The organism is Mucilaginibacter sp. P5_A4 (genome assembly GCF_056400605.1).
Map to the genome: position 1 here is coordinate 1 of NZ_JBFUKX010000084.1, position 14,722 is coordinate 14,722.

Genomic DNA, 14,722 nt, shown 5'->3' on the forward strand with positions numbered 1-14,722 from the left:
TCCATGGAGAGAGTAGTCAGTTTGAAGATCCAGCAGTTGTACCACTTTATTCATCAAGGTATTTGACTTTAATATCTGAATTTCATTATCAATAATTTTATTTGATGAATTAAGATCAAGTTGCTTTAATAAATCCTTTTCTCCACCCTGACTTCCTTTGTCATCTTTTATCAAAAGATCGGTTTCAACTTTATATTGAGGTATCTGTAAACTAATATACAAGTAACCCAATCCTGTACACAAAATAATTGAAGCAACAAACCATGCCCAATATCTTAAATATTTAAAAATTGTATCTTGGAAACTTTTTTCATTATCAAAGTTATCTGCAATCAATTGACCTGACAGTTCGGTGGTAGCGCTCATCTATGTGCGAATGGTTGAGTGAATTATTTTTTTAATAAGATTACTATAATAGAAATCAAACTTACAGCAGTTGGCAAGATTTGATAAGTCCTATCAGTAGCTTCAACTTTCTTCTTTCCTGGTTGAACATATACAACATCATTGGCATGCAAATAATAATATGATGATGTAAACACCTGGCGGCTGTTCAGATTAATTGTCCCAAATTCTTTCTTTCCATTAGTCTCTCTAATAATCTGAATATTATCCCGCCTTGCAAAAACCGTAAGGTCCCCTGCGATACTCAACGCTTCGGGTAAAGTTATCGTTTCATTAGGGATTACATATACTGATGGCTTTGCAACCTCTCCAATAACGGAAATTTTGAAGTTCGAAATACGTACTGTAACTGTAGGCTCTTTCAAATAGGTCAGCAAATGCCTTTTGATTGTATCTTTTGCTTGAACCGTTGTAAGACCACCTAATTTTAAAGGCCCGATAAGAGGTAATTCAATGCTACCAGATGAGTCAACTAAAAATCCCGGGGATGATGATTGGGAAAGTGCAGGTGAGGTTGTCGCCCCCTGCGTTGATGAGGAGTTATTACTTAATCCAGCGGCGGAATAAGGATTAAAGAAACTGCTTGCTTCCGGACTTAAAGAATTCACATAAATAGACAATATATCGCCGGCTTGAATATGAGGAACATACATGTTGGCAACAGAAATTGTATCTGATTGATTGGGGCCTCTTTGAAAATATGCAATTTTCTTTTCATCGTAGCATGAAGAAAGAAATATAACGCTCAGAAAAAGTAGAAATACTGCGGTCTTGTTGAATTTCATCATAGAAGATTGGGTATGAGTTAACTATTAATCGACATGTTAACTTCTTAAGTGGTGATTATAAATTAAAAAATATTTTCTAATTTTAATTTGATATGCAATTATTTTGAATAATATCCTATCCCATTCGTCAAATATTGCCATAAAACTTAATTTGATAATCATAGGCGAATATAACAATTTAATTTAAAATCAAACGATTCTTTGATACATTTACATTTTTTTTTGATTTTATTATAAATATGGAAGCAAATCGCCACTATTATTAATTTATACTAACTAAGAAAACTTTAAGCTTGCCCCATAGTGCCTCCAAAGTTCATAGGAAAGCCTGATGGATCCTGCTGAATTTTAATCCTTCCATTCAATGTTTCAAACTTTTCTATATTATCTTCTAATGCAGACAGTAAGCGTTTGGCATGCTCTGGCGTTAAAATTATTCTTGATTTCACTTTTGCCTTTGGCACACCCGGCATTACCCGGATAAAATCGAGCACAAACTCCGAGCTGGAATGGGTAATTATTGCAAGGTTTGAATATATGCCCTCTGCAACTTCCTCAGAAAGCTCAATATTAAGCTGATTTTCGTTTTGTTCTTCCATCCTGCTAAAGTATAAAAAGACATCCTTTTATCGAAGGTGTTTTATCGTAATTATGTTTCTTATCTGGTTTTGTATATAAATATCGTCTTTTTATCCTATAAGGTGCATCTTAAACACAACCAGAGATTAATTGTTTTAAAAAAATTATTTTTTAAAACAAAGGCCCTCCGGGTTACCGGAGGGCCTTAAATAGTATTTGAAGTTTTTTAAGTTTTTATGCTTCTATTTCTTCAGCTTTTGAAGCCATTAAGCGGTCAAACTCTTCCTGTGAGCCTACACGGATATTTTCGTACTCGCGTAAACCTGTTCCAGAAGGAATCAGGTGACCTACAATAACGTTCTCTTTCAAGCCAAGCATTAAGTCCTTCTTACCTGCTATTGCAGCTTCATTCAGTACTTTGGTAGTTTCCTGGAACGATGCGGCAGAGATAAACGATTTGGTACCTAATGATGCCCTGGTGATACCCTGCAGTATCGGGCTTGATGTTGCAGCTATTGCATCGCGCACTTCAACCAATTTTAAATCTTTACGTTTTAAAATTGAGTTCTCATCACGTAACCTTCTTAATGACACTATCTGACCTGATTTAAGCGTGGTGGAATCACCTGGCTCAACTACAACCTTTTTGTCAAATATTTCATCATTTTCGGTCATGAAATCCCAGCTGTCAACAGCTTCGCGCTCAAGGAAACGGGTATCACCTGCATCCTCGATAGCTACCTTCTGCATCATCTGGTGAACAATAACTTCGAAGTGTTTATCATTAATCTTCACACCTTGTAAACGGTAAACTTCTTGTATACCATTAACCAGGTATTCCTGTACTGCAGCCGGGCCTTTAATAGCCAAGATATCAGCAGGTGATATTGAACCATCTGATAAAGGCATACCTGCCTTCACAAAGTCGTTATCCTGTACAAGGATGTGTTTTGACAATGGAACAAGGTATTTCTTGATCTGGCCATCTTTTGATTCAATGGTCATTTCGCGGTTACCACGCTTAATACCGCCTAAGGTCACCACACCATCAATCTCGGTTACTACAGCCGGGTTAGATGGGTTACGTGCTTCAAACAACTCGGTTACACGTGGTAAACCACCTGTGATATCTCGTGTTTTGCCAGTTGAACGAGGGATCTTGGCAATAACCTGTCCGGTTTGCAGTTTTTCACCTTCTTCAACGGCAATGTGTGCACCTACAGGAATGTTATATCCTTTTATTACGTTACCTTTTGTATCAGTTATCTGGATAACAGGGTTTTTAGTTTTATCCCTGGTATCGATGATTACTTTTTCGCGGTGACCTGTTTGCTCATCAGATTCTTCACGGAAAGTGATRCCCTCTAATACAGCATCAAACTGTGTTAAACCTGCAAACTCGGATATGATAACCGCATTGTATGGATCCCATGAACAGATACGATCGCCTTTGGTTACCTTACTGCCATCCTGAATGTACAGATATGAACCGTAAGGAATATTGTTGGTAACAATTACTTTGTTACTGCCCTGCTCAACTATACGGAACTCACCCGAACGGCCTAACACCACGTCAACTAAACCTTCTTCGGTTTTGTATTGAACAGTACGTACGTTTTCAAACTCAATGATACCATCAAATCTTGCGTTAATCTGTGATTCAGCAGCAATGTTTGATGCAGTACCACCCACGTGGAATGTACGCAGTGTTAACTGTGTACCCGGCTCACCAATTGATTGTGCAGCAATTACACCAACAGCTTCTCCTTTTTGCACGCGTTTACCACTTGCAAGGTTACGGCCATAACATAAAGCGCACACACCGCGTTTGCTTTCGCATGTTAATACCGAACGAATTTCAATACCTTCTAACGGAGAGTTCTCGATCTTTTTACCAATCTCTTCAGTAATATCCTGACCTGCATGTGCCAACAATTCGTTGGTGATAGGGTCATGAACATCATGTAAAGTGGTACGACCTAAGATACGGTCATATAATGGCTCAACAATATCCTCGTTGTCTTTTAACGCAGTTGTATAAATACCTCTTAAAGTACCGCAATCAACCATACCAACAATCATATCCTGGGCAACATCATGTAACCTACGGGTTAAGTAACCAGCATCTGCAGTTTTTAACGCTGTATCCGCCAAACCTTTACGCGCACCGTGGGTTGAAATGAAGTACTCTAATACCGACAAACCTTCTTTAAAGTTTGAAAGGATCGGATTTTCAATGATCTCGCCGCCTGAACCTGATTTTTGAGGCTTAGCCATCAAACCACGCATACCTGCAAGCTGACGGATCTGCTCTTTAGAACCACGCGCACCTGAATCAAGCATCATATACACCGAGTTAAAGCCCTGGTTATCGTTGCTCAGGATGTCCATTACATTCGCGGTTAAGCGGTTGTTGATACGTGTCCAGATATCGATAATTTGGTTATAACGCTCGTTGTTGGTGATGAAACCCATATTATAGTTACCCATTACCTCTTCAACTTGCTTAGAAGCTGTTTCGATCAGTGTAACTTTTTCTGCAGGGATATTAATATCCTTCAGGTTAAATGATAAACCACCCTGGAATGCCATTTTGAAACCTAACTCCTTAATATCATCAAGGAATTGGGCCGCACGTGCCATACCGGTAATTTTCACTACTTCACCAATAATATCACGCAGTGATTTTTTGGTTAGTAATTCGTTGATATAACCTACTTCAACCGGCACATGCTGATTAAACAACACGCGACCTACTGTAGTATCAATAATTTTGCTTACAATTTTTCCATCACGATCTTTAATAAAGGCCTTAACCTTGATAAAGGCATGCAGATCAATCTTTCTTTCGTTGTATGCAATAATTACTTCTTCGGCAGAATAAAAAGTTAAACCCTGGCCTTTTACAATACGTCCTTCATCAGTTTTACGGCCTTTGGTTATGTAGTACAAACCAAGCACCATGTCCTGTGATGGTACGGTAATAGGCGTACCGTTTGCAGGATTCAAAATGTTGTGCGATGCAAGCATCAATACCTGGGCTTCCAAAATTGCCGCGTTACCAAGTGGTACGTGAACAGCCATCTGGTCACCGTCAAAATCCGCGTTGAATGCTGTACAGGTTAAGGGGTGCAATTGAATCGCTTTACCTTCAACCAATTTTGGCTGGAACGACTGGATACCTAACCTGTGCAGCGTTGGCGCACGGTTTAGTAATACAGGGTGTCCTTTCAATACGTTTTCCAAAATGTCCCAAACTAACGGGTCTTTACGGTCAACAATCTTTTTGGCAGATTTTACTGTTTTAACCACACCGCGCTCAATCATTTTGCGGATGATAAATGGTTTAAACAGCTCGGCAGCCATATCTTTTGGTAAACCGCACTCGTGTAATTTAAGGTTTGGCCCTACAACAATTACCGAACGGGCAGAATAATCCACACGTTTACCTAATAAGTTTTGACGGAAACGGCCCTGCTTACCTTTCAGAATATCCGAAAGTGATTTCAAAGCACGGTTACCTTCTGTTTTAACCGCGTTAACTTTACGTGAGTTATCAAATAACGAATCTACAGCTTCCTGTAACATACGTTTTTCGTTACGTAAAATAACTTCCGGCGCTTTTATCTCGATCAAACGTTTTAAACGATTGTTGCGGATAATTACACGGCGGTAAAGGTCATTCAAATCTGAAGTTGCAAAACGACCACCTTCCAAAGGCACTAACGGACGCAACTCAGGCGGGATAACAGGAACGATCTTAACGATCATCCACTCAGGGTTATTCTCAATCCTGGTTTTTGCATCACGGAAAGCCTCAACAACCTGTAAACGTTTTAACGCTTCATTTTTACGTTGTTGTGAAGTTTCGTTTGCTGCCTGGTGGCGTAAGCTAAATGAAAGCTCATCCAAATCAAGGCGTTTTAATAATTCTTCCAAAGCCTCGGCACCCATTTTGGCAACAAATTTCTGAGGATCTTTGTCGTCAAGGTACTGGTTTTCTTTCGGAAGGGTATCTAATACGTCAAGGTATTCTTCTTCAGTAAGGAAATCCATTTTGTTGATTCCATCTGCTTCTTTAATACCAGGTTGTATAACTACGTAACGCTCGTAGTAAATAATTAAGTCTAACCGTTTTGTTGGCAAGCCCAGTAAGTAACCAATTTTATTTGGCAACGAACGGAAATACCAGATGTGTGCAACAGGAACTACAAGGTTAATGTGGCCCATGCGCTCACGGCGTACTTTCTTTTCGGTTACTTCAACACCGCAACGGTCGCAAACAATCCCTTTGTAACGGATACGTTTGTATTTACCGCAATGGCACTCATAATCTTTAACCGGACCAAAAATACGCTCGCAGAATAAACCATCACGCTCAGGCTTGTAGGTCCTGTAGTTAATGGTTTCTGGTTTTAAAACCTCACCACTTGAACGCTCAAGAATGGACTCGGGAGAGGCCAGGCTGATAGTAATTGTGGTGAAATTACTTTTGATTTTATTATCCTTTTTGTAAGACATAGTCTCCTTGTTTTTTAAAGTTGAGGTGAAAGGGAAAAGGTGAAAGGCAAAAGGTTATTGACAATATGCCTTAAACCTTTCACCTTTAGCCTTTAAGCTTTAACCTTATTCCAATGTGATATCTAAACCTAAACCTCTTAACTCATGAACCAATACGTTGAATGATTCAGGAACCGATGGCGTTGGCAGGTTTTCACCTTTAACAATAGCCTCGTAAGTTTTGGCACGGCCGATAACATCATCCGATTTAACGGTTAATATTTCCTGCAGTATGTTTGCGGCACCGAATGCTTCAAGTGCCCAAACCTCCATCTCACCAAAACGCTGACCACCAAACTGGGCTTTACCACCCAATGGCTGTTGTGTAATTAATGAGTATGGCCCAATTGAACGTGCGTGCATCTTATCATCAACCATGTGACCCAGTTTCAGCATGTATATGATACCTACTGTGGTTTGCTGGTCAAATCTGTCGCCGGTTAAGCCATTGTATAAATAGGTACGGCCAGATTCTGGTAAGTTTGCCTTTTTAACCCACTCCTCAACTTCGGTATGGCTTGCACCATCAAAAATCGGTGTAGCGAATTTAATGCCCAACTCTTTACCTGCCCAACCTAATACGGTTTCGTATATCTGCCCCAAGTTCATACGTGAAGGTACACCAAGCGGGTTCAACACAATATCAACCGGTGTTCCGTCTTCAAGGAAAGGCATATCCTCATCACGTACAATACGCGCAACAATACCCTTATTACCGTGACGACCGGCCATTTTATCACCTACTTTAAGCTTACGCTTTTTAGCAATGTAAACTTTAGCCATTTGAACAATTCCCGATGGCAGTTCATCACCCACACTGATAGCAAATTTATCGCGACGGTAAGCGCCCAGCTCTTCATTAACTTTAATGTTATAGTTATGAAGTAAGGTTTTTATCTGGTCGTTTTTATCATCATCAGTTGTCCATTTAGTTGGGTTAATATTTTCGTAATTAAGCTCAACTAAAATTTTCTGGGTAAATTTAACACCTTTAGGTACATGCAGCTCTTTGTAAACGTTGTAAACACCCTGTGATGTTTTACCGTTCACAATCTCAAATAACTTTTCGATCAAAGTATTTTTAAGATCTTTTACAGCTTTATCATGTTTGTTATCCAACTTCTCTAACTGTGCTTTTTCTTCGGCTTTCGACGTTTTCTTAGCACGGCTAAACAATTTGGTATCAATAACCACACCGGCAATTGACGGTGGAGTTTTTAAAGATGCATCCTTAACATCGCCTGCTTTATCACCAAAAATGGCGCGTAACAGTTTTTCTTCCGGTGATGGGTCAGATTCGCCTTTCGGGGTGATCTTTCCAATCAGGATATCGCCTTCCTTAACCTCGGCGCCTACACGGATAATACCGTCTTCGTCCAAATCTTTGGTAGCTTCTTCTGATACGTTAGGGATATCTGGTGTTAATTCTTCTTCGCCACGTTTGGTATCACGTACTTCCAACTCAAACTCTTCAACGTGAAGTGAAGTGAAAATATCCTGTGATACAACGCGCTCAGATATTACAATCGCATCCTCAAAGTTGTAACCCTGCCAAGGCATGAAAGCCACTTTAAGGTTACGGCCCAGGGCAAGTTCACCTGCCTGTGTAGCATAACCCTCGCAAAGCACTTCGCCTTTTGATACCCTTTGGCCTTTTTTAACAATTGGCTTAAGGTTCATGGTAGTACTCTGGTTTGTCTTTTTGAACTTGGTTAAACGGTAGCTTTTTGAATCGCCATCAAATGATATCAGGCGGTCAAGCTCGTTACGGTCATATTTAATACGGATCTCGTTCGCGTCAACATATTCAACCACACCATCGCCTTCGGCATTGATTAGTGTACGTGAATCTTTTGCCACACGACCTTCCAAACCGGTACCAACAATTGGCGCTTCAGGGCGTAACAAAGGTACAGCCTGGCGTTGCATGTTTGATCCCATCAATGCACGGTTAGCATCATCATGTTCCAGGAACGGAATTAATGAAGCCGCGATAGACGTGATCTGGTTTGGAGCGATATCCATTAAATCCAGCCTTTCAGGCTCGATGATAGGGAAGTCACCTTCAAAACGTGCTTTTACTTTTGGTAATGCAAATACACCTTTATCATCATAATGCGCGTTTGCCTGGCCAATTGTTTTACCATCCTCATCCTCGGCAGATAAGTAGATAACCGCCTCATCAACCTGTACTTTACCTTCAACCACACGTTTGTACGGGGTTTCGATAAAACCTAAGTTATTGATCTTGGCATGTACACAAAGTGAAGATATCAAACCAATGTTTGGTCCTTCGGGAGTTTCAATAGTACATAACCTACCGTAGTGGGTATAGTGTACGTCACGAACCTCGAAACCTGCACGCTCACGCGACAGACCACCGGGCCCAAGGGCTGACAGACGACGCTTGTGCGTAATCTCTGCCAGTGGATTGGTTTGGTCCATGAACTGTGATAACTGGTTAGTTCCGAAGAATGAGTTGATCACAGATGATAATGTACGCGCATTGATCAGGTCGGTCGGGGTAAACACCTCGTTATCACGGATGTTCATACGCTCACGTATGGTACGTGCCATACGGGCTAAACCTACACCAAACTGAGCATATAACTGCTCGCCTACTGTACGAACGCGACGGTTTGACAAGTGATCAATATCATCCACCTCGGCTTTTGAGTTGATCAGTTTGATCAGGTATTTTACAATGGCGATAATATCCTGCTTGGTTAATACCTTAGTTTCATCAGAGGTATTTAATTTCAGCTTACGGTTGATGCGGTAACGGCCCACATCGCCCAGGTCATATCTTTTATCCGAGAAGAACAAACGATCGATAATACCACGTGCAGTTTCCTCATCAGGTGGTTCGGCGTTACGCAATTGACGGTAGATATGCTCAACCGCTTCTTTTTCGGAGTTTGAAGTATCTTTTTGTAAAGTGTTATATATAATAGTATAATCACCGCTGGTTGAAGCATCTTCCTTGTTAAGGATGATGGTTTTAACGCCAGCATCAATGATCATATCAATATGGTCATCTTCCAGTACGGTTTCACGCTCAAGGATGATCTCATTACGGTCGATAGATACCACTTCACCGGTATCCTCATCCACGAAATCTTCAACCCATTTTTTAAGTACCCTTGCAGCAAGCTTACGGCCAATGAATTTCTTCAGACCAGATTTGCTAACTTTTACTTCATCTGCCAGTTCAAATAATTCTAATATATCTTTATCAGAATCATAACCAATAGCACGAAGTAACGTGGTAACCGGGAATTTCTTTTTACGGTCAATATAAGCATACATCACGTTGTTAACGTCAGTTGCAAACTCAATCCATGAACCTTTAAAAGGTATTACACGGGCCGAGTATAATTTTGTACCGTTGGTGTGGCGGCTTTGGCCAAAGAATACACCTGGTGAACGGTGTAATTGCGATACAATTACACGCTCGGCACCGTTAATAACAAACGTACCTTTTGGGGTCATGTAAGGGATAGTTCCCAGGTACACATCCTGTACAATTGTTTCAAAATCCTCGTGCTCCTCATCATTACATGACAGGCGAAGCTTGGCTTTTAATGGTACGCTATAAGTTAATCCGCGCTCAATACACTCTTGTATATCATAACGTGGCGGATCAATAAAGTAATCCAGAAACTCTAAAACGAAGATGTTCCTTGAATCTGAGATAGGAAAATTTTCAGCAAACACTTTAAACAAACCTTCTTTATAGCGGTTGTCTGAGGTGGTTTCCAATTGAAAAAATTCCTGGAAAGATTGTAACTGAACATCCAGGAAATCGGGGTAATCAAGTACCTTTCTACTGGTTGCAAAGTTTACTCTTTGATTAATGTTGTTTGCCAAGGTGTTTAATTTTTAGTTTATTAATAAACTTTTGTAGATGTGAGATCTGAAATAAGAGATGTGAGACCGAATATGTTGCAGAAGGCTGGCGGCTATAAGTTTAACCGTCAAAAATCTCATATCTCACATCTCATATCTGGCATCTGATATCCAAACCTTTATAAACAGCAATAGACCCCGACCAAAATAGGTCGGAGTCTCATGCTATATTTTATTGGGTTAACTTATTTAACCTCAACTACTGCTCCAGCTTCTTCTAATTGTTTTTTCAAAGATTCAGCTTCTTCTTTAGTTACACCGGTTTTAACTTCTTTTGGTGCACCGTCAACAAGATCTTTAGCTTCTTTCAAACCTAAGCCAGTTAAGTCTTTTACTAATTTAACAACTGCTAATTTAGCGCCGCCTGCTTCTTTCAGGATAACGTCAAATGCAGTTTGTACTGCTTCAGCAGCAGGGGCATCATCGCCACCAGCAGGAGCAGCAGCAACAGCAACAGCTGCAGCAGCAGGCTCAATACCATACTCATCTTTTAAGATCTGAGCTAATTCGTTTACTTCCTTTACTGTTAAGTTTACCAACTGTTCAGCAAACGCTTTTAAATCCGCCATTTTATTTAAATTTTACTTTTAATGCTTTTTGTTTTTTAATATCGAACTTTAATAAGGTGTTCGTTAACCTCTTTCCTGTAATGTTTTTACAAGGCCTGCAATAGTGTTTCCGCCTGATTGTAGTGCAGAAATAACGTTCTTGGCCGGTGATTGCAATAATCCGATAACTTCGCCAATCAGCTGCTCTTTTGATTTCAACTTGATCAATGTATCGATCTGGTTGTCGCCAATAAATATTGCTGAATCAATATAAGCTGCTTTTAAAATCGGTTTGTCACTTTTTTTCCTTAATTGTTTAATCAACTTTGCCGGAGCAGTTGCCGATTTTGAGAAAAGGATTGATGATGAACCTTTTAATACATCAAATATTGGAGTGTAATCGCCACCTGCAGCTTCCATAGCTTTTTTAATCAAGCTGTTTTTTGCTACTTTCATCGTGATTTCACTCTGGAAACACTGACGACGGATATCGTTGATCTTTGCAACCGATAGATCAGAGGTATCAGTAATATAGAAATTACCGTACTCTTTCATTTGCTCAGTAAGGGCAAGAACAAGGTCGTATTTTTCTTCTTTATTCATGATTAGATCCCCGCTACTGATTTAGTTTCAACTGTTATTCCAGGAGACATAGTAGAAGAGATATGAATGCTCTTGAAATATGTTCCTTTTGCTGCAGATGGTTTTAATTTCGAGATAGTTTGCAATACTTCTAATGCATTCTCATAAATTTTATCTGCAGGGAATGATGCTTTTCCTATTGAGGTATGGATGATACCTGTTTTATCAACCTTGAAGTCGATTTTACCACCTTTTACCTCAGTTACAGCTTTTCCAACTTCTGGAGTTACTGTTCCTGATTTAGGGTTTGGCATAAGGTTACGCGGGCCTAATATTCTACCCAAACGTCCTACTTTAGCCATAACACTTGGCATAGTGATGATAATATCAACGTCAGTCCATCCGCCTTCAATCTTGGCAATATATTCATCCAAACCTACGTAATCCGCGCCTGCATCTTTAGCTTCTTGTTCCTTATCAGGAGTACAAAGCACCAATACACGTACAGTTTTACCGGTTCCATGAGGTAATGTTGCAATACCACGTACCATTTGATTGGCTTTACGCGGGTCAACACCTAAACGAACGTCTATATCAACTGATGAATCAAATTTAGTTAAGGTTAATTCCTTTACCAAAGCTGATGCAGCTTCTAATGAATACGATTTGTTTGCCTCAATTTTGGAGAGTGCCGCTTTTTGATTTTTTGTTAATCTAGCCACTGTCTTAAACTGATTTTGTATAAATTAATTAATTTTTGATCTGAGATTTGAGACCTGAGATTTGAGATTTAAAAAAATCCGAAATCGAAAATCCGAAATCCGAAACCAATTTAGTTCCAGGGAGCCGTACCTGATACGGTGATTCCCATACTACGGGCAGTACCTGCCACCATTTTCATGGCTGATTCTACAGTAAATGCATTCAGATCTACCATTTTATCTTTGGCTATAGTTTCAACCTGCTCCCAATTTACATTGGCAACTTTTTTACGGTTGGGTTCAGCCGAACCACTCTTTAAACCGGTTGCTTCCAATAACTGGATTGCAACAGGAGGGGTTTTGATGATAAATTCGAAAGATTTGTCAACATAAACAGTAATCAAAACAGGCAACACCTTTCCAGCTTTATCCTGGGTACGTGCATTAAATTGCTTGCAAAACTCCATGATGTTCACACCTTTTGCACCCAATGCAGGGCCAATTGGAGGTGATGGGTTTGCGGCGCCGCCTTTAACCTGCAGCTTTACCATTGCACCGATCTCTTTTGCCATTTTAATTTACTTTAATTATAACTCAATGTTAGTAAGTGGAAGCTAAGTAACATTTAAGGTTTTTAGATTTGAGATGTTAGATATGAGATTTGAGACTCCTATCCTATTTACAAACCTGTATATTTTATTAATAACCTGATCAAGTTGATTTTCAATGTCTCACATCTAAAATCTCATATCTCAAATCTATTCTTTCTCTACCTGCATGTAATTCAATTCAAGCGGCGTACGGCGCCCAAATATCTTTACCATAACTTTTAATTTCTTTTTCTCTTCGTTAACCTCTTCAATCACCCCGCTAAATCCGTTGAAAGGTCCGTCCATTACTTTCACGCTTTCGCCAATGTAATATGGCACATTCATTGTTTCGCCCTGAGCGCTCATTTCGTCAACCTTACCTAAAATACGGTTAACTTCGGCCTGGCGCAGTGGGATAGCATTACCAGCTTTATCGCCTAAAAATCCTATTACGCTGTTTATATTTTTGATGATGTGTTCAGTTTCTCCATCAAGTACGGCTTCCATTAATACATAACCCGGGAAATAGTTACGCTCTTTTGCTATCTTTTTCCCATCGCGCATCTGGTAGTATTTTTCTGTAGGTATTAATACCTGCGGTACCAAATGCGTAATGCCCAAACGACTAATTTCGGCATCTATATATTGTTTTACCTTTTTCTCTTTACCACTTATGGCTCTCACCACATACCATTTCAATTGATCACTCATCTCTATCTCCTAAATATTATGTTAGTGAACTATAAAATGTTTTAAGCAAGTAGGCTATGATCTGGTCCATACCTAAAATAACCATGGCGATGATAATTGCAGCAACCAGTACCAATACGGCACTGCTTTGCAACTCGCGCCAGGTTGGCCAGGTTACCTTCTCAGTTAACTCGATGTATGATTCTTTAATATATTCAGTTACGTTAGCCATCTTTACTACTTTGCTTAATGCACGGGAACAAGGATTCGAACCCTGATCAAAGGTTTTGGAGACCTCTATTCTACCGTTGAACTATTCCCGTGTATTTTTAATCCTGAATCCCCCAAAAGGGACTTTTAAATATTAACAAAGTACTTAGTCAATTGACTAAGTACTTTGTGTTAAATTAACCACAACCTAACCTTATTCCCCCACCAGCAGGCGGGGGTTAGGGGGTTATTTCAATATTTCAGTTACCTGGCCGGCACCTACTGTTCTGCCACCTTCACGGATAGCGAAACGTAAGCCTTTTTCCATAGCGATAGCGTTGATCAATTTTACAGTGATGGTAACGTTATCACCTGGCATAACCATTTCTACACCTTCGGCTAATGAAATTTCACCAGTTACGTCAGTAGTACGGAAATAGAATTGCGGGCGGTATTTGTTGAAGAATGGAGTATGACGGCCACCTTCTGCTTTTGATAATACGTAAACTTCAGCTTTGAAATCGGTGTGTGGAGTTACTGAACCTGGTTTGCAAATAACCATACCACGACGGATATCGGTTTTTTCAATACCACGTAACAATAAACCTACGTTGTCGCCAGCTTCACCTCTGTCAAGGATCTTGCGGAACATCTCAACACCAGTTACAGTTGATTTCAGGTTTTCGGCACCCATACCAAGGATGTCAACCTGCTCACCTGAGTTGATTACACCACGCTCAATACGACCGGTAGCAACAGTACCACGACCAGTGATTGAGAATACGTCTTCAACCGGCATCAGGAAAGGAAGCTCAGTTAAACGTGGAGGAATTGGGATAAAGCTATCAACAGCATCCATCAATTCCATGATTTTTCCAACCCATTTAGGATCGCCGTTAAGCCCCCCTAAAGCTGAACCCTGGATTACCGGGATATCATCACCTGGATATTCGTAGAATGATAATAATTCACGAATTTCCATTTCAACTAATTCTAATAATTCCGGATCATCAACCATGTCAACCTTGTTCATGAAAACAACAAGCGCAGGTACACCTACCTGGCGAGCTAACAGGATGTGTTCGCGGGTTTGTGGCATCGGACCATCAGTTGCAGCAACCACAATGATCGCACCGTCCATCTGAGCAGCACCCGTAACC

General features: G+C 40.1%; 12 protein-coding genes and 1 tRNA gene. All 13 read right to left on the reverse strand.

The genetic code is table 11. The annotated features are described in order from the left end of the window. The coding region (locus tag AC1DQW_RS26610; protein WP_477456830.1) for a Wzz/FepE/Etk N-terminal domain-containing protein at positions 1-366 on the reverse strand (366 nt) is incomplete at its 3' end. 23 nt (positions 367-389) lie between these two features. Next, the gene (locus AC1DQW_RS26615; RefSeq protein ID WP_477456831.1) at positions 390-1,193 is read right to left on the reverse strand and encodes a polysaccharide biosynthesis/export family protein; all 804 of its coding nucleotides are present in this window, start codon (positions 1,191-1,193) and stop codon (positions 390-392) included. 287 nt (positions 1,194-1,480) lie between these two features. After that, a complete protein-coding gene (locus AC1DQW_RS26620) occupies positions 1,481-1,792 on the reverse strand; it encodes a DUF3467 domain-containing protein (protein WP_477456832.1) in 312 nt (103 codons plus the stop codon). Positions 1,793-2,006: 214 nt separating this feature from the next. Then, positions 2,007-6,293 (reverse strand): DNA-directed RNA polymerase subunit beta', encoded by a 4,287-nt coding sequence (rpoC, locus tag AC1DQW_RS26625; protein WP_477456833.1) that lies wholly within the window; start codon positions 6,291-6,293, stop codon positions 2,007-2,009. Positions 6,294-6,398: 105 nt separating this feature from the next. Continuing rightward, positions 6,399-10,202 carry a DNA-directed RNA polymerase subunit beta gene (gene rpoB / locus AC1DQW_RS26630; RefSeq protein ID WP_477413297.1) on the reverse strand — a complete coding sequence of 1,268 codons (3,804 nt, stop codon included), beginning with the start codon at positions 10,200-10,202 and terminating at the stop codon, positions 6,399-6,401. A 224-nt stretch (positions 10,203-10,426) separates the two neighbouring features. Continuing rightward, a complete protein-coding gene (gene rplL, locus AC1DQW_RS26635) occupies positions 10,427-10,810 on the reverse strand; it encodes a 50S ribosomal protein L7/L12 (RefSeq protein WP_073405423.1) in 384 nt (127 codons plus the stop codon). A gap of 63 nt (positions 10,811-10,873) precedes the next feature. Next, positions 10,874-11,392, reverse strand: a complete 519-nt coding sequence (gene rplJ / locus AC1DQW_RS26640) for a 50S ribosomal protein L10 (protein ID WP_477407789.1) — start codon at positions 11,390-11,392, stop codon at positions 10,874-10,876. A gap of 2 nt (positions 11,393-11,394) precedes the next feature. Beyond that, positions 11,395-12,093: a 50S ribosomal protein L1 gene (gene rplA, locus AC1DQW_RS26645; RefSeq protein ID WP_090642963.1), complete on the reverse strand. Its 699-nt coding sequence runs from the start codon at positions 12,091-12,093 to the stop codon at positions 11,395-11,397. A gap of 110 nt (positions 12,094-12,203) precedes the next feature. After that, positions 12,204-12,644 carry a 50S ribosomal protein L11 gene (rplK, locus tag AC1DQW_RS26650; protein WP_184542728.1) on the reverse strand — a complete coding sequence of 147 codons (441 nt, stop codon included), beginning with the start codon at positions 12,642-12,644 and terminating at the stop codon, positions 12,204-12,206. 186 nt (positions 12,645-12,830) lie between these two features. Further along, positions 12,831-13,373: a transcription termination/antitermination protein NusG gene (gene nusG / locus AC1DQW_RS26655; RefSeq protein ID WP_290324705.1), complete on the reverse strand. Its 543-nt coding sequence runs from the start codon at positions 13,371-13,373 to the stop codon at positions 12,831-12,833. Positions 13,374-13,389: 16 nt separating this feature from the next. Further along, positions 13,390-13,584: a preprotein translocase subunit SecE gene (gene secE, locus AC1DQW_RS26660; protein WP_477407787.1), complete on the reverse strand. Its 195-nt coding sequence runs from the start codon at positions 13,582-13,584 to the stop codon at positions 13,390-13,392. 20 nt (positions 13,585-13,604) lie between these two features. Continuing rightward, a tRNA-Trp gene (locus AC1DQW_RS26665) sits at positions 13,605-13,675 on the reverse strand. 134 nt (positions 13,676-13,809) lie between these two features. After that, a partial coding sequence (gene tuf / locus AC1DQW_RS26670; protein ID WP_477456834.1) for an elongation factor Tu occupies positions 13,810-14,722 on the reverse strand: 913 nt, incomplete at its 5' end.